Genomic DNA, 16588 nt, shown 5'->3' with positions numbered 1-16588 from the left:
AAAAAAAAAAAAAAACCCCGCCACAAGTGGCGGGTTTTTTCGAGGTTCGCCGAATTACTTCTTCTCGGCTTCGGTCGAGCCCGCAGCCTCTTCAGCCGATACCTGGCCGGCCGGGACGCTCGCAGTGGCGATGGTCGGGTTGTCGTGCGCGACGGCGGACACGCCCTTCGGCAGAGCGATATCGCCCAGGTGCACGGATGCACCAGCTTCGACCTTGGACAGGTCAACTTCGATGAACTCCGGCAGATCGCCCGGCAGGCAGGTGATATCCAGTTCGTTCATCACGTGGCTGATGACGGCGCTGTTCAGTTTGACGGCCGGGGACACTTCGGCATTCACGAAGTGCAGCGGAACCTTGACGTGCAGCTTCTGGTTAGCGTCGACGCGCTGGAAGTCAACGTGCATCACGAGTTGCTTGAATGCGTGTACTTGGAAGTCGCGCAGCAGAACCTTTTCCACCTTGCCGTCGATTTCCATGTCGAGGATCGACGAATGGAAAGCTTCTTTCTTCAGCGCGTGGAACAGCGCGTTGTGGTCGAGTGCGATGGCGACCGGTGCAGCCGTGCCGCCGTAGATGATACCGGGGGTTTGGCCAGCATTGCGCAGGCGGCGGCTCGCTCCGGACCCCTGCTCTGTGCGTGGGAATGCGACAACTTTCATTTAAAAACTCCAAAAATAAGCAAGGCAAAGCCTTGCGTTGTATCCCCCGCGACCAGGGGATATGAAAGCCCGCCCTCGATGAAGGGCGGGAAGAATCTTAATCGGCGAATAGCGAGCTGACCGAATCGCCCTTGGTAATGCGTTTGAAGGTTTCAGCTAGCAGTCCGGCGGCGGTCAGCTGGCGGATCTTCGGGCAGGCCTTGGCTGCGGCGGACAGCGGGATGGTGTCGGTCACTACCAGTTCATCCAGCGGCGACGAACTGATGCGTTCGATTGCCGGGCCGGACAGCACCGGATGCGTACAGTAGGCAACTACCTTTTTTGCGCCTCGCTCTTTCAGCACTTCGGCTGCCTTGGTCAGCGTGCCAGCGGTGTCCACCATGTCGTCCATGATCACGCAGTTGCGGCCTTCGACTTCACCGATGATGTGCATTACTTCGGATACATTCGCTTTCGGACGGCGCTTATCGATGATCGCCAGGTCACAGTTCAGGCGTTTCGCCAGTGCGCGAGCGCGCACCACACCACCAACGTCCGGTGACACGACCAGCAGATCGTCGTAGTTCTTTTTCTCCAGGTCGGTCAGCAGGATCGGTGAAGCGTAGATGTTGTCAACCGGAATATCGAAGAAACCCTGAATCTGGTCCGCATGCAAATCCATGATCAGCACGCGGCCGACGCCGGCCTGTTGGAGCATGTTGGCGACGACCTTGGCGGAAATCGCAACGCGTGCCGAACGCGGGCGGCGATCTTGGCGGGCATAGCCGAAATATGGGATGGCGGCGGTAATGCGGCCGGCGGAGGCGCGCTTCAATGCATCGACCATCAACATGATTTCCATCAGGTTGTCGTTGGTCGGTGCGCAAGTCGATTGCAACACGAACACGTCCTTGCCGCGCACGTTTTCGTTGATTTCCACCATGACTTCACCGTCGGAAAACTTCGACACAACGGCTTTACCAAGGGGAATGCCAAGTTGCTTAACGACACCAGCGGCCAACTCCGGGTTTGCATTGCCGGTAAAGACCATCAGGTTTTCGAGCGCCATGGAACACCTAAAATTTTTAAGCGGGTTAAAAGGTTGAAAAGCCGCCAAGGCTTGACTGTTCGTCGTGCATTGGCGGCTTCGCGGTTCTTCTCTTATTTTTGTATTTAATGGCAGGGGAACAAGGATTCGAACCTTGGAATGCCGGAATCAAAATCCGGTGCCTTAACCAGCTTGGCGATTCCCCTACACAATCGGTTGTTTGCCGTTACATAACGTCAAACGAATTCTTGAACTACGACTTAAGCAAGTGCGAGAGCGGATGGCGCCCGATCGCTTTGGCTTTCCACGCTTTCCAGTTCGCTTGCCCGGTTTCTCGCACTGCAGCGAGAACTGCTTCTGCCTGATGTTCTTGTTTAAACAAACAAAAAACGCAGGCGCCCGAGCCGGTCATTCTTGCATCCCCATATTGTCGCAGCCATTCTATAGCTTCGGCAATAGGCGGAAATAACTTGGTCGCCACGACTTGCAGGTCGTTTTTTCCGAAGCCGGTGTGTGCCTTGGAAAAGTCCGTTATTCTGACGGGTTTCGTGTTTCTTGTCAATTCCGAATCCGAAAAAATTGCTGCGGTCGGTACAACAACGCCTGGTTCGATCACTACATACCAGCAATCGGGCGTCGCTACCGGCTGCAATGCCTCGCCGACGCCCTCGGCAAAGGCATTATGTCCGAAAATGAAAAACGGTACGTCGGCGCCCAGTTTCAGCCCAAGCGCCATCAGGTCGGCTCGGCTCAGGTCGGTTTGCCACAGGTGGTTCAGTGCCATCAGCGTGGTTGCGGCATCGGACGAGCCGCCGCCCAAGCCACCGCCCATCGGCAGGCGCTTGTCGATGGCAATATTGGCGCCGAGATGCGCGCCGTCGCGCACGGCCGACTTCAGCAGTTGCGCGGCACGCACGATCAGGTCCGACTCTTCGGGCACGCCGGCAACAGGCGTGGTGCGACGGATGGCACCATCGTTGCGCCGTTCGAAATGCAGCATGTCGCCGTGGTCGAGCAGTTGAAACACAGTCTGCAGCAGGTGATAGCCGTCCGGCCGACGACCGGTTACATGCAGGAAAAGATTGAGCTTTGCCGGCGCCGGGCAGTTGTTCAGTGTGCTTGCCATGTATCGATCACGATGCGGATGGAAACATCGCCTGCCTGTTGCGTGTAGCGGGCAAGGTCGATGCGTTTGGGGCGAAGTTGTGCAGGAGACGATTCCTCTTCCGCCCAGTTTTCATATTGGATTTGCCAGCCGTCGAACGTGCGGAGGTGCGAGGCTTGCGGCGTGGCGATGACGCGTTTCCCGGTGCGGTCAAGCGCAAAGCCCTGCAGCCAGTCGCGCAAGCCAGCCACAGGAAGCGGCCATCCGAGTGTCTGCGCGGTCAGCGCATCGACATCGGTGGCGCTGCGCGCCGGCTGTCCGCCTTGCGTGAGGGTGGCGCCGGCCGGCGTCGCCGTAATGATCGCCATGGTCTGGCCGAGCGGGGACAGCAAGGTCACGGTGGTCTGCGATGCAGTCTGATTCCACACAAAGCTGCCATGCAGCGCTTCGTCCTTGTCGTTGCGTTGATAGTGAACGGAGAGCCGCCCGCTCAGGTCGACTGCGTCGTGAAAGGGGCGGACAGGAACGGCTTGCGGCGCGCCCTGCGCTTCGTGACGGGGGGCGGGCGGAGCAATGCTGGCGCAAGCGGTCAGCAACAGCGGTAGCGCGATTGCCGCGCACCGCCGGGTGAGGCAAAAACTCATAGGTTTACATTAAGCCGCGCCAAGGTACTCTTGAGCGTGTCGTTCTGCGGGTCCTTGGTTTGCGCGTCGCGCCAGTACTTTTGCGCATCCGCCTTCTGGCCTTTTATCCAGAGTACCTCTCCAAGGTGGACGGCGATTTCGGCGTCCGGGCGCAAGTCGTAGGCGCGGCGCAACAGGCTTTCCGCTTCCTTCAGGTTGCCCATGCGGAATTGTACCCACCCCATGCTATCCATGATGTACGGGTCTTCCGGTGCCAGCTTGAGCGCCTTGTCGATAAATCCGTACGCTTCGTCCAGGCGGATATTGCGTTCTGCCAGCGAATAGCCGAGCGCGTTGTATGCATGCTGGTTGTTCGGTGCCAGCTCCATGATGCGCCGTAGCGCCGTCTCCATGATGTCCAGCTGATTGCCTTTCTCTGCAATCATGGCGTAGTCGTACAGCAAATCAGTGTTGTCCGGGTATTGCTTGAGTCCGGCCTTGAGCACGTCCATTGCCGGGCCTAGCTGATTGGCATCGCGCAAGATCTGCGCTTCGGCGCTAACCACCTGGGTGTGCTCGCGTTCGCCGTTGGCCTTGAGCTCATGCAGCAGCTGGCGGGCCTGTGTCGTGTCGCCGCGCTTGGCAATGATTTGCGCGCGTTTGATCTGGGCGCTCAGAAATGCTTCGCCTGGTTCGATCTGAGCCAGCCACTTGAGCACGGCGTCGGTATCCTTGCGCTCTTCGGCAATCTGGGCGAGCAGGAGTAAGGCTTGGTTGGGGTCGCGCTCCTCTTCGGGATTGGCCGACAGCACGTTAAGGTAAGTGACCAGGTACTTCTCGGCCGCGCCGAAATCGTTGACCTGGACGCTCAGCACGCCCAGCGCATACAGCGACGTCAGGTCCTGCGGCTGTTCCTTGAGCATCATTTCAAACTCATGGCGCGCCTTGCCGTACTGCTTTTGCTCGACCAGCATGCGCGCATAGGCCATGCGCACGTCGCGCGCCTTGGGATGGCGGGCAAGGAAATCGGAAAGGGATGTCGCGGCTTCATTCTTGTCTGTCGTAACCTGTGCCAGTGACAGGGCGGCGAGTTCGGAATCAGGCTTGAGCTTGAGTGCGGCCAGCGCTTCCTGGCGGGCGCGATCGCTGTCTCCCTTTGCAAAAGCGCCCTGTGCCAGCGCAAGATGTGCCTCGGGCATGTCAAGATAGGGTTTGAGCAAGTCCTCCAGCAACGTGAATGCGGCGGCCTTGTCCTTGGCGCGCGCCAGCAGCCGTTGGATCTGGAATGCCAGCAGTCCGCGCGTCTGGGGGCGCGCTTCCTTGAGACGTTCGTCGAGCAGCGGTTTGGCTTCGGCCAAGTCATCGCTCAAGATGATAAAGCTCAGGTAATACTGGGTCGCTTCGTCGGAATGCGGCGCGAGCGTGCGCCACAGGCGGACGGCGGCAAGCGCTTCGTCGGCTTCCTTGGCGGCCAGGGCAATCTCCGCCGCACGGCGCGCCAGGCGCGGATCGCGCGTCTGCTGCGCCAAGCCCAGCATCGTGACATAGCCTGTCTGCCAGTCGCCGCGCTGATAGGCGATTTCCGCGCTCAGCACCTTGTACATGACTTCTTCGGTAAGCTCGAGTGACGGCAGCGGATCTTCCGCCCTCGGTTCGCTTTCTGTACTGCCCACATGACGGGAAACCTGTTGTTTCTTCGCCAATTTTCCATCCGCGGGAAAGCCTTGCGCAGCCGCGCCAGGCGCATCCAGCGGCGGAAGTGCCGGACGCTGTGACCAGCTTGCGCAGGCCGACAAAACGAGCGGCAGGGTTACAATAAGAAGGGCGTTTTTCAAAAGAAATGTCCTGACGTTACAAGCAAATTTTTATTCTACGCCCAACCAGTCCCCTGTGCGCGCTGGTAATGTGATCCGGGGGCGTCATCCTGCTCCAGTTTGTGTTTTGGCAAAGAGATATTTTCAGCAATGCCTGAGTTACCCGAAGTTGAAGTAACCCGGCGCGGTGTCGCGCCTTATTTGGAGGGGCGTATTGTCACTGCCGTGACCGTACGCCATCACGGCTTGCGCTGGCCGTTCCCCCTCCATTTGGATAAACAGCTGTGCGGGCACCGGATTCGGTCCACGGGGCGCCGTGGCAAATATCTGTTGATCGGTTTCGATCACGGTACCCTGATTGTGCACTTGGGCATGTCCGGCCACCTGCGCATTTTGCCAAGCGGCGTTGCGCCGCAAAAGCATGATCACTTTGACCTCGAAATTGGCGATCAGGTGTTGCGCATGACCGATCCACGCCGTTTCGGTGCCGTGCTGTGGCATGGACGGGAAGAAGGGGCAATCGAGGAACATTTGCTGCTGCGCGGCTTGGGAGCCGAACCGCTGGAGCCTAGCTTTTCAGCCGAGTTGCTGTATCGCCAGACGCGTAAACGCAGCGCGGCCATCAAGCAGGTGTTTTTGGCTGGCGACATTGTCGTCGGAGTAGGAAATATTTATGCGTCCGAGAGCTTGTTCAAGGCGGGCATCAATCCCAAGACACCGGCGCATCGCATCGGACTAGGCCGCTATGCGAAGCTGGCGCAGGCGATCCGGGAAACCCTGGCGGCTGCGATCGAGCAGGGTGGCAGCACGTTGCGCGATTTTGTCGCCGTCGATGGGCGTTCCGGCTATTTTCAGCAAAGTTATTTTGTCTACGATAGGGCAGAGCAAGCCTGCCGGGTGTGCGGCGCGACGGTGCGGCAAATCAAGCAGGGGCAGCGTTCCACCTTTTATTGCCCAAATTGTCAAAAGTGAGTGCGGGTGCTAGATTCGTGAAAATGTACAAGCGGAAACGGGGATAACGTGAGCAATCTGGTGCAAAAGTTCCAGCAATACAGCAACTGGCGCAGCGATGTTGTGTCGGCGCTTGAGCGTTATCGCACATGGCTGGCCAGTGCGGACTTGTCCGATGCCGCCAGCGAGCAGCGTTTTTCCCGCCTGCTTGCCAGGCTGGCGGACGACAAGCTGTCGATTGCGTTTGTCGCGGAATTTTCGCGGGGCAAATCGGAATTGATCAATGCGATCTTTTTTGCCGATTACGGCCAGCGTATCCTGCCGTCTTCCGCCGGACGCACCACGATGTGCCCGACCGAATTGCTTTACGACGAGACCTTTCCGCCATCGATACGCCTGCTGCCGATAGAAACGCGCGAACAGGCGCAGTCGACGAGCGACTTCAAGGAACAGAGCCAGGCGTGGACGGTTTTGCCGCTCGATATCTCCTCCACCGAAGGGATGCTGGAAGCGTTCAAGCAAGTGAGCCTGACCAAGCGCGTATCTGTCGACGAAGCCAAGCGTTACGGCCTGTACGATGAATCGGACCCGGATGTTGTACTGACGCTTGGCCAGGATGGCCTCGTCGAAATTTCGCAGTGGCGCCACGCCATCGTCAATTTTCCGCATCCATTGTTGAAACAGGGCTTGGTCATCATCGACACTCCGGGCCTGAATGCGATCGGCACGGAACCCGAACTCACGCTGAACCTGATTCCGAATGCCCACGCGGTGCTGTTCATTCTGGCGGCCGATACCGGCGTGACCAAGAGCGACATCGATGTCTGGCGCGACCATATCAATGCCGGCGCAGGCCGCATGGTCGTGCTGAACAAGATCGACAGCATGTGGGACGAATTGCGCACGCCGGCCGAGATCGATGCGCAGATCGAGCGGCAGGTGGTGGGCGTGGCCCAGACCCTGCAGCTGGCGCCGAACCAGGTCTTCCCGATTTCGGCGCAAAAAGGCTTGGTCGGCAAGGTCAATCATGACGCCGAGCTCCTCGCCAAGAGCCGTCTGCCGGCGCTGGAGAATGCGCTATCCAACGAGCTTATTCCTGGCAAGCAGGACATCATCCGCACCCAACTGTCGTCGGATATCGGCGAGCTGACGACGACCAAGCAAGCGCTGCTCGCGGCACGCAGCCGCAACGTCGTTGAGCAATTGATGGAGTTGAAGAGCCTGCGCGGAAAAAATCAAAACATCATCGAACACATGATGAAACGCGTCGAGCTGGAGAAAAAGGAGTTCGACAACAGCTTGTTGAAGCTGCAAGGCACGCGCGCGGTCTTTACCCGCCTTTCGACGGAACTGTTTACCAGTCTCGGCATGGATATTCTGAAAGCAGAGGCGCGCAAGACACGCGATGCGATGGACAAGAGCAAGTTCTCGTCCGGATTGCGCCAGGCAGTGAAAGACTTCTTTGAGCATGTGCGCGGCAACTTGAACGCTTCAGCGCGCAAGACCGAAGAGATTACCTCGATGATGACCGTCATGTACCGCAAATTCTCGACCGAGCACGGACTGGCGCTATCGACGCCGATGCCGTTTTCGCTCGACAAGTACATGAAGGAAATCGAAATGATCGAAGGCCTGTACCACAAGCAGTTCGGTGCGGCGACGATCCTGACGACGCCCCAGGTAGTGATGATGACGAAGTTCTTCGATTCGATCGCGTCGCGCGTGAAGCAGAGCTTCTTGCAAGCCAATCGCGACGTCGAAGCATGGCTGAAAGTGGTGATGGCGCCGCTGGAAGCGCAGATCTGGGAGCATCGCTCGCAACTGAAAAAGCGCAAGCAGGCGATCGAGCGCATTCACTTGGCGACCGACAGCCTGGAGGAAAAGGTCGAATCGCTGGAACAGATGCAGGCCGAACTCGATGCGCAAAAGAAGAAGCTGCTGGCGCTGGAAGACGAGTTGCATAGCGCGTTCTCGGCCGAACTGACCGTGCTCAAGGCGGCGGCTTGAAAGAGACAGCATGAAACAAGTGGCAGCAGCCCTGCCTGCACGAGCAGACAGGGTCAGCGAAGACTGGTCCGATCCTGGTTTCTCCGACGCGGTGATTCGCTGGCAGAAGCAGCATGGGCGCCACACCCTGCCATGGCAAAACACGCGCGACGCCTATCGTATCTGGCTGTCCGAAATCATGCTGCAACAGACCCAGGTGGCAGCGGTCATTCCTTATTATCAGCGTTTTCTTGCGCGTTTCCCGGATGTGACTGCGCTGGCAGCTGCCCAGCTGGAAGAAGTGATGGCGCACTGGAGTGGCCTGGGCTACTACTCGCGCGCGCGCAACTTGCACCGCTGTGCCCAGCAGGTGGTGGCGCAGCACGGCGGCGTCTTTCCGTCTGAGCCGGCGCTGCTTGCGGCCTTGCCCGGAATCGGGCGCTCGACCGCGGCGGCGATTTCCGCATTTGCATACGGCACACGCGCCGCTATCCTCGACGGGAATGTCAAACGCGTCTTCTGTCGCATCTTCGGCATCGATGGCTTTCCCGGGGCAAAGCCGGTCGAGGATAAGCTGTGGCAGCGTGCCATCGCATTGCTGCCGCAGCGCGATGTCGAGGCCTATACGCAGGGATTGATGGACCTGGGGGCAACGATCTGTACCCGCAGCAGCCCGTCCTGTGCAGCCTGCCCGCTGTCGCAACGTTGCGTGGCGCTGGCCACCGACCGCGTGAAGCAGCTTCCGATGCGCAAGCCGAAAAAAGCTGTGCCGGAGCGGCATACCACCATGCTTGTCATCGCCGACCAGAATCAGGTGCTGCTGGAGCAGCGCCCGGGTGTGGGCATTTGGGGTGGATTATTGTCGTTGCCGGAGCTGGATCGATTGACGGAGGGCAGTAGCATATCACCGGAGCGTTTTGAGCCGTCGGTGGCGCAGGCCATCGCGCCGTTTGGCGAACTGGCTTCGTGCGAACGACTGCAGCCGTTCTCGCATGTCTTCACCCATTTCAAGCTGCATGTTGCGCCATATCGGATTCGGCTCGCGCACCGCGTGCCGTTGGCCGGGCAGGCCAGCCATGTGTGGTACCCGACCGACAAGCTCTCGGATGCGCCCTTGCCGGCGCCGGTCAAGAAGTTGCTGCTGGCGGCATTCAGGGAAGCGGACTTGCTGTCTTAAGTGGCGTCGGCCCACTCGACGCGGTTGCGGCCCAGTTGCTTGGCTTGGTACAGCGCGGCGTCGGCGCGGGAAATCAGGTCATTGATTTTTTCACCCCGGCGATACTGCGCGACGCCGATCGACAGTGATATATGCTTTTGCGGAAGGATCTTCTGGAAGTCCAGGAAATGCGCGTACACGCGCAGACGTTCCGCATGCATGACGGCGCCCTTGAGGACGGTGTTAGGGAGTATCAGCATGAATTCATCCCCGCCGTAACGCCCGAGGATGTCGGTGTCACGGATGCTGTCGCGCGCCACACAGGAAAATTCCTTCAGGATCGTGTCGCCGGCCAGGTGTCCGCTGTTGTCGTTGATTTCCTTGAAGCGATCGATATCGATCAGGCAGATCGAGAAGGGAATCGACAGAGTGTCGATTTGCAGCTTGGCGCGGTCCAGCTCGGTCTGCAGTTGGCGGCGGTTGTACAGCCCGGTCAGCTCGTCGCGTACCGACTTTTCTTCGAAATGCTCGAGCTGATAGCGCGTCGCATTCAGGAGTTGGCGCAGGTTCTGTATCTGTTTGCCGACCAGGATCATGCCTGGCAGGGTTAGCGCGAGCACGAACCATTGCATGAGTTCGGCACGGAATCCAATCCCATATCCTTCCGCGCGGCCATGTAGCGCGATAATCCCGAGATAGGCGCCAAGACAGCCGAACAGCAGCAGGATCAGCGAGGCCGTCGACAGGCGGAAGATACCGAATGAAAAAGCAATCAGAACAAATGGCACGAGCGCCATCTGCGTCGCCTGTTCCAGGTACGCAACGGTCAACATGATTAGTAGCGCTGCCAGTATCTGTGGCAGCATCAGGCTCTGGTCGCCAAAACGCGCGTTGAGGCCGAACCGGAAGGCGCAATAAAACATGACGACAAAGCACAATACGACGACGGCGACTGCAAGGAATGTGGCACGGCCGATGAAGCCCTGCTGGTAGAACGCGTACATGCTCATCGCATACAACAGCGAAATCAGGCTGAGCGGCGAGATCTGAGGAATGCGCGCAAGGTGCATGTTTTTGCGGCGGTTGGCTGGAACAGATTCGGGCGCGAGTCGTGGCTCTGGTCGCATGGTCTCGCGTGCGTCGTTCAGATACATACGAAATCTCGCGCTCAAAGTTGTACCGGCGATGCGGGCTGCAGGAAAGGGTTAAGGGATAACTGATTCCCTATTTATCCTATGAATACCCGCGGACGTCTTTGCGCAGTGACAAATGGATACTGAAAAAGGCCGTGAGAAAGTGGCCTGCGAAGTCAAGGATGTGGGAGGCCTGAGCAGCGGGGCCGCGCAGAACTCGGCCCGAGCTGCCTCGCATGCGATACAGATCAAATGATCTGGTGCTGTTGCAAATACTGGTGGACGATCGATAGCCGGGTCTGCGCGTCTTCCAGTTCCAGTAGCTTCTGGCGTGCCTTGAGGGGAATCGGCAGGATTTCGCACCAGCGATTGGCAACCCACCCCGTACTTTCGAACTGCAGCGGATGGGCGAACAGGCTGTCAAACGGCTCGCCGTGCTGCGCTTGTCCTTTGGCCTCGATATCGTCCATCACGATCTTGAGGGCTCTCGCGCAGTTGACATGCATGGCGGTGACCGGCGCATCGGCGTCCGGCGCAATCATGTCGACTTGCGCTTCGAGGCGGTTGTCGGCCAGGACGCGTGTGTCGCGGATGCGAAAACGCTGTTCTCCCTGCGTGCGCAGCAGCATGACACCGAGACTGGGCATGTCCCACTGCATGATGCGCGCAAGCGTGCCGACCGTCTCCGGTTCTGCCGCAGGGCCCACTTCCTGTCCCGATTTAATCAGCACCACGCCGAATGGCGCGTTGTTTTTCATGCAATCGCGCACCATGTCAATGTAGCGCGCTTCGAACACTTTCAATGGCAGCACGCCGGCGGGAAAGAGCACCGTCTTCAGTGGGAAAAGCGGAAGCCAGGAGGCGATGTGCGGCATGGTGGGTAAAGGAATGGGTAGCGCGGCGATGTCAGGCCAATTCGCGGTGTCGAAGCAGAACACGCTCGGAACTGCCGAAGTGCTGAGCCAGTCGTTCCACCATGTATACCGAGCGATGCTGTCCGCCGGTGCATCCGATGGCAACGGTCAGATAGCTGCGGTTATCGTTTTTAAAGGCGGGCAGCCACTTTTCGATGAACAGGCGGATATCGGTGAGCAGTTCCGCGACGTGCGCCTGCGTATCGAGAAATGCAATCACCGGGGCATCGCGTCCGGTAAACGGGCGAAGGCTGAGATCGTAGTAAGGGTTGGGCAGCACGCGCACATCGAACACCAAGTCCGCATCCAGCGGCACGCCGAACTTGAATGCAAATGATTCGAACAGTAAGGTCAGCGGCGCGCGCTCCGTAGCCACCATATCCTTGATCCACGCCCGCAGCTTATTGGCTGACAGGCCTGATGTATCGATGACGTGGCCGATGCCTTCGATTGGCGACAGCATTTCGCGTTCGCGCAGGATGCATTCGGTCAGCGTTGGCTGGTCGGCGATATTTTTGTCCGGACGATTGCGGTGCGATAGCGGATGGCTGCGCCGGGTCTCGGAAAAGCGCGCGATCAGTGATTCGGTCTTGGCCGTCAGGAACAGGACCTTGACATCGTGGCCTTCACTTTTGAGCTGCTGGATGTCGGCCGGCAGGCCTGCGAGCGAATCGGAGCTGCGTGCATCCATTGCAACAGCCAGCATATCGGCGCCTTCTTCCAGACGGGTGGCGACCAGTTGGCGCAGGAGCTTGGGCGGCAGATTGTCGACGCAGAAGTAGCCGGCGTCTTCGAGAGCATTCAATCCGACCGATTTGCCGGAGCCGGAAATGCCTGTAATAAGGATTATGCGCATGCGATTATGATACCGCATGCTCCGTTATTGCAGGACAGCCGGATGACCGTGCCGGGCTAGTCGTTGCCCATTGCCTTCTGCTGCCGCTCCATGAATTCCTTGAGCGTGTCGATGCCGCGCAACTGCAGAATGGTGTTGCGCACGGCGGCTTCCAGCAACACCGCGAGGTTGCGGCCGGCCTCGACCGGGATGACGACTTTGCGAATCGGCAGGCCGAGTACTTCCTCGGTTTGCGAATGCAGGGGCAGCCGTTCGTAGTTTTCTTCCAGCGTGCTGCGCCTGACCAGGTGCACGATCAGCTTCAGCCGCATCTTGCGGCGTACGGCAGTCTCGCCGAAGATGGTCTTGATGTCGAGCAGGCCCAGCCCCCGTACTTCAAGCAGATTCTGCAGCAGGGGTGGACAGCGTCCTTCGATCATGTTGGGCGCGATGCGGGCAAATTCGACGGCATCGTCGGCCACCAGCCCGTGGTTGCGCGAGATGAGTTCCAGGCCGAGCTCGCTCTTGCCGAGGCCCGATTCACCGGTAATGAGCACACCCACGCCGAGCACGTCCATGAAGACGCCGTGCATTGTCACGCGCTGCGCCAGTTCCTTCGACAGATATACCCGCAGGTAGTCGATCACCTGCGCGGCCGGAAGTGGCGTGGAGAACAGCGGGATGTTTTTTTCGTCGCATACCTGCAGGATGTATGGCGGCGTCTCCAGCCCCTGCGCGATGATGAAGGCTGGCGGCTCGCCGGCGACCAGTTCTTCCGTCTGATAGGCGCGGGACGAGGGCGACAGGCGGTTGTAATACTGGATTTCCTGATGTCCGAAGACTTGCAGGCGGCCCGGGTGGATCAGGTTCAGGTGGCCAACCTGGTCGGCGGCTGAGGTCGCATCGCCCGAGATACGGCGTTCGCCCCCGGGAAATCCGGCGAACCATCCCAACTGCAGCGCTTCGCGGGTGTCGTCGTAAAGCTGCTGAATGGTCAGATGGGTCGATGTGGGCATGGCGCGAATGGACAGAACGATCTGTCCGGATTATGCATGCGCGATTGGCTGCCGTGCAACAATACGTGCATGCACCGATAACGGATCAGGATCTGCCGTTAGCACACTGCGGAAACCTTCATCGGAAAACATTTCAGCGATTTCAGACAAAATTTCCAGGTGTTGCTGTGTAACCTGGTCCGGGATGAGGAGGAAAACCAGCAGCTTCACCGGCAGGCCGTCGGGCGATTCGAATGGAATAGGTTCTTTCAGCCGCACGAAGGCTGCCAGCGGCGCCTTCAATCCCTTGATCCGGCCATGCGGCACAGCCACTCCGTGCCCTAATCCAGTTGATCCCAGCCGCTCGCGCGCAAACAGGTTGTCGGACACCACTGAACGCGCAATGCCGCAGTTGTTTTCAAAGATCAGCCCAGCCTGCTCGAATGCGCGCTTCTTGCTCGATACCTCGAGATCAAGAACGACATTGCTAGCCGACAGGATTTTTGCGAGGTTGGTCATGTTGCAAAATTCTATGGTGCGTTGCACAAAACTGGCGTCCGAAACGGATTATAGACCTCTTTTTCGATATCGTAATGCCGAAGAATATGATGTGCTTCGGCTAGATGCTTTGATTGAGAGCAGGGAAATAGTGCAAGCGGTCAATCGAAAATCCGGCTCCGAAACGAAGGACGTCGGCGAAAATCCACGCAAATATTAGAGTCCCGTTCAGGCAGAAAGTTTCTAATCGTTATTGCCGAAGGTTATTGGCGTGCATTGCGCAAATTGGATGGGCGTTGCGCTGTCGTGAAATTGCTACGCCACGGATTGATGTCCAAACCACCACGTCGCGTATACCGTGCGTAGACAGCCAGTTTCTGCGGCCGGCACTGACGCATGATGTCCATGAAAATCCGCTCGACGCATTGTTCATGGAATTCGTTGTGATTACGAAAGCCGATCAGGTATTGCAACAGGCCTTCCTGATCGATCTGCGCGCCAACGTAGCGAATTTGCACGCTGCCCCAATCGGGCTGTCCCGTCACCAGGCAATTCGATTTCAGCAGGTGCGATACCAGCGTCTCTTCGACCATCGCCTCGGCGTGATTGGCCTTCAGTAGCGAAGGCATAGGCTGGTATGCGTTCACCTCGATGTCGAGCCGGTCCAGCAGCAAGCCTTCGAGTTCGCCCATCTGCAGCGACGGGAAAGCGTCCGGCAGCATCAGCTTGACTTGTACCGGCGCGCCGACGCCGGCCGACAAATCGGTGCGCAGCAAGTCCAGCAAGGCTTCCGGGCCGTCCAGCCTGGTCTGATTGAAGGAGTTGAGATACAACTTGAACGATTTGGACTCGATGATGTTGGGCGAGTCGGCTGGGACGGTGAATGTGGCGATGGCGACCTGCGGTTTGCCGCGCAAATTCAGCCATGACACTTCGTACGCGTTCCAGATGTCGACGCCGAAAAAGGGCAGGGTGCCGGTAATCCCGATTTCTTCGCGTTTCGATTGCCGCGGGATGGGGAATAGCAGCGACGGGGCGTATTCAGCCTGGTACGCGGTTGGTTTGCCCAGCGGCGAGGCTTCGGGGAGGTTGTTGGTGCTCATGGCATGGATGGCGGATTCGCCATGACGAGATTGATCGGTCGGCAACTTCTGGTATGACAGCATGCCAAGCGGGCGGTTCTGCTGGCAAGCCGCAATGGGCTTGCCAGCAATGCGGACTGCATGCCGCGCTTACAGGAACAGTTTGTATGCCGGATTATCGCTTTCGTCCCAGTTGCGATAGCCCAGCGTCGACAGGAATTCACGGAACGCCTTCATTTCCTTCTTCGGTACCTGCAGGCCGACCAGGATGCGCCCGACATCGCCGCCCTGATTCCGGTAATGGAAAAGGCTGATGTTCCAGTTCGGCGCCATGCTGTCGAGGAAGCGCATCAGCGCACCCGGACGCTCCGGAAATTCAAACCGGTACAACAACTCGTCATGCGCGAGCGGGCTCTTGCCGCCGACCAGATGGCGGATGTGCTGCTTGGCCAGTTCGTCATGCGTCAGGTCGGTGGAGCGGAACCCGTGCTTCTCGAAGTTCTTGGTGAGTTTGCCGGGTTCGTCACGGCTGGAAATCTGCAGGCCGACGAACACATGCGCTTCTTTTTCATCGCTGATGCGGTAGACGAATTCAGTCACGTTGCGCGGACCGATCAGTTCGCAGAAGCGCTTGAAGCTGCCGCGCTCTTCCGGAATCGTCACGGCGAACACGGCTTCGCGCGCTTCGCCGACTTCGGCGCGCTCCGCGACGAAGCGCAGGCGGTCGAAATTCATGTTGGCGCCGCAGGCGATGGTGACCAGCGTCTCATTCTTGATCGGCTTCTTGCTTGCCTTGGCGCGCTCGATATATTCCTTGGCGCCGGCCAGTGCCAGCGCACCGGACGGCTCGAGGATGCTGCGTGTGTCCTGGAACACGTCCTTTAGCGCAGCGCATACTGCGTCGGTGTCGACCAGGATGATGTCGTCGACATATTTTTTCGTCAGGCGGAAAGTCTCCTCGCCGACCAGCTTGACGGCCGTGCCGTCGCAGAACAGGCCGACATCCGGCAGGGTGACGCGGCGCCCCGCCTTGATGCTGCGCGCCATGGCGTCGGAGTCGGTCGATTGCACGCCGATCACCTTGATGTCGGGGCGCACCGCCTTCACGAAAGCCGCTACGCCGGAAATCAATCCTCCGCCGCCGATGGCGGCGAAAATCGCGTGAATCGGCCCCGGATGCTGGCGCAGGATTTCCATGGCAATCGTGCCCTGGCCGGCGATCACGTCCGGATCGTCGAACGGGTGCACGAAGGTGAGCTTTTCCTTCTTTTCCAAGGTGAGGGCGTGATTGTAGGCGTCGGTATAGGAGTCGCCGTGCAGCACGACTTCGCCACCGCGCGCCTTGACTGCCTCGATCTTGACCGGCGGCGTGGTGGTCGGCATCACGATCACCGCGCGGCAGCCCAGCTTGGACGCCGCCAGCGCAACGCCTTGCGCATGGTTGCCTGCCGAGGCGCAAATGACGCCGTGCTTCAGTTGAGCCGGCGTCAGTTGCGCCATCTTGTTATAGGCGCCGCGCAGCTTGAAGCTGAACACGCTTTGAATGTCTTCGCGCTTCAGGTAAATCTGGTTTCCCATGCGCTGCGAGAGCGTGGGGGCGAATTCGAGGGGGGATTCTACGGCGACATCGTAGACGCGGGCGGTCAGGATTTTCTTTAGGTAGTCGGTAGTCATGGCTTGGCTGTGATTGGCATGCGCTGGAATAAAATGGCATGCCGAGCGGGACATTATAATGGACTGGGCCGGTGAATTTTTGGCGCCGCTTTCTCATATCCGTGCGACGCGCGCCCGGAATCTCGTTTTTCTACA

Annotated in this window: 15 protein-coding genes and 1 tRNA gene; 3 read left to right on the top strand and 13 right to left on the bottom strand. The window is 58.8% G+C overall.

Annotated elements, in window-relative coordinates; genetic code table 11:
• Positions 1-54: 54 nt before the first annotated feature.
• The 6 genes from TSA66_RS16145 to TSA66_RS16120 form a co-directional block, all read right to left on the bottom strand.
• Positions 55-660 (bottom strand): 50S ribosomal protein L25/general stress protein Ctc, encoded by a 606-nt coding sequence (locus tag TSA66_RS16145; RefSeq protein ID WP_040040741.1) that lies wholly within the window; start codon positions 658-660, stop codon positions 55-57.
• 97 nt (positions 661-757) lie between these two features.
• The gene (locus TSA66_RS16140; protein ID WP_040040740.1) at positions 758-1708 is read right to left on the bottom strand and encodes a ribose-phosphate pyrophosphokinase; all 951 of its coding nucleotides are present in this window, start codon (positions 1706-1708) and stop codon (positions 758-760) included.
• A gap of 108 nt (positions 1709-1816) precedes the next feature.
• Positions 1817-1893: transfer RNA gene (locus TSA66_RS16135), tRNA-Gln, on the bottom strand.
• 47 nt (positions 1894-1940) lie between these two features.
• Positions 1941-2813 carry a 4-(cytidine 5'-diphospho)-2-C-methyl-D-erythritol kinase gene (gene ispE / locus TSA66_RS16130; protein ID WP_040040739.1) on the bottom strand — a complete coding sequence of 291 codons (873 nt, stop codon included), beginning with the start codon at positions 2811-2813 and terminating at the stop codon, positions 1941-1943.
• Positions 2798-3436, bottom strand: coding sequence for a lipoprotein insertase outer membrane protein LolB (gene lolB / locus TSA66_RS16125; RefSeq protein ID WP_040040738.1), 639 nt, complete (start codon positions 3434-3436; stop codon positions 2798-2800). Before lolB ends, ispE begins: the two co-directional genes overlap by 16 nt.
• Positions 3433-5250: a tetratricopeptide repeat protein gene (locus tag TSA66_RS16120; RefSeq protein ID WP_040040737.1), complete on the bottom strand. Its 1818-nt coding sequence runs from the start codon at positions 5248-5250 to the stop codon at positions 3433-3435. The genes lolB and TSA66_RS16120 overlap by 4 nt, the downstream gene beginning before the upstream one ends.
• A 129-nt stretch (positions 5251-5379) precedes the next feature.
• Here TSA66_RS16120 and mutM point away from each other — a divergent pair, with 129 nt between their 5' ends.
• Genes mutM through mutY form a run of 3 tightly spaced genes read left to right on the top strand, consistent with a single transcriptional unit; the run spans position 5380 to position 9343 of the window.
• A complete protein-coding gene (gene mutM / locus TSA66_RS16115; RefSeq protein WP_040040736.1) occupies positions 5380-6201 on the top strand; it encodes a bifunctional DNA-formamidopyrimidine glycosylase/DNA-(apurinic or apyrimidinic site) lyase in 822 nt (273 codons plus the stop codon).
• A gap of 48 nt (positions 6202-6249) precedes the next feature.
• Positions 6250-8187, top strand: a complete 1938-nt coding sequence (locus TSA66_RS16110) for a dynamin family protein (protein ID WP_198358828.1) — start codon at positions 6250-6252, stop codon at positions 8185-8187.
• 10 nt (positions 8188-8197) lie between these two features.
• Positions 8198-9343 carry an A/G-specific adenine glycosylase gene (gene mutY, locus TSA66_RS16105; RefSeq protein WP_040040735.1) on the top strand — a complete coding sequence of 382 codons (1146 nt, stop codon included), beginning with the start codon at positions 8198-8200 and terminating at the stop codon, positions 9341-9343.
• Here the strand turns inward: mutY and TSA66_RS16100 are convergent.
• From TSA66_RS16100 to ilvA, 7 genes are all read right to left on the bottom strand, one after another.
• Positions 9340-10476: a GGDEF domain-containing protein gene (locus TSA66_RS16100; RefSeq protein ID WP_040040734.1), complete on the bottom strand. Its 1137-nt coding sequence runs from the start codon at positions 10474-10476 to the stop codon at positions 9340-9342. The genes mutY and TSA66_RS16100 overlap by 4 nt on opposite strands.
• 227 nt (positions 10477-10703) lie before the next feature.
• The gene (locus tag TSA66_RS16095) at positions 10704-11330 is read right to left on the bottom strand and encodes an LON peptidase substrate-binding domain-containing protein (protein ID WP_040040733.1); all 627 of its coding nucleotides are present in this window, start codon (positions 11328-11330) and stop codon (positions 10704-10706) included.
• A gap of 31 nt (positions 11331-11361) precedes the next feature.
• A complete protein-coding gene (rapZ, locus tag TSA66_RS16090) occupies positions 11362-12225 on the bottom strand; it encodes an RNase adapter RapZ (RefSeq protein ID WP_040040732.1) in 864 nt (287 codons plus the stop codon).
• Positions 12226-12281: 56 nt separating this feature from the next.
• Positions 12282-13220 carry an HPr(Ser) kinase/phosphatase gene (gene hprK / locus TSA66_RS16085; RefSeq protein WP_040040731.1) on the bottom strand — a complete coding sequence of 313 codons (939 nt, stop codon included), beginning with the start codon at positions 13218-13220 and terminating at the stop codon, positions 12282-12284.
• A gap of 30 nt (positions 13221-13250) precedes the next feature.
• Positions 13251-13718: a PTS sugar transporter subunit IIA gene (locus TSA66_RS16080; RefSeq protein WP_040040730.1), complete on the bottom strand. Its 468-nt coding sequence runs from the start codon at positions 13716-13718 to the stop codon at positions 13251-13253.
• Positions 13719-13960: 242 nt separating this feature from the next.
• Positions 13961-14800, bottom strand: a complete 840-nt coding sequence (gene queF / locus TSA66_RS16075) for an NADPH-dependent 7-cyano-7-deazaguanine reductase QueF (RefSeq protein WP_040042677.1) — start codon at positions 14798-14800, stop codon at positions 13961-13963.
• Positions 14801-14929: 129 nt separating this feature from the next.
• Positions 14930-16507 (bottom strand): threonine ammonia-lyase, biosynthetic, encoded by a 1578-nt coding sequence (ilvA, locus tag TSA66_RS16070; protein ID WP_084199662.1) that lies wholly within the window; start codon positions 16505-16507, stop codon positions 14930-14932.
• Positions 16508-16588 lie beyond the last annotated feature (81 nt).

It is taken from the genome of Noviherbaspirillum autotrophicum (assembly GCF_000818395.1).
GTDB lineage: Bacteria > Pseudomonadota > Gammaproteobacteria > Burkholderiales > Burkholderiaceae_D > Noviherbaspirillum > Noviherbaspirillum autotrophicum.
This window is presented reverse-complemented; position numbering and strand designations above follow the sequence as displayed.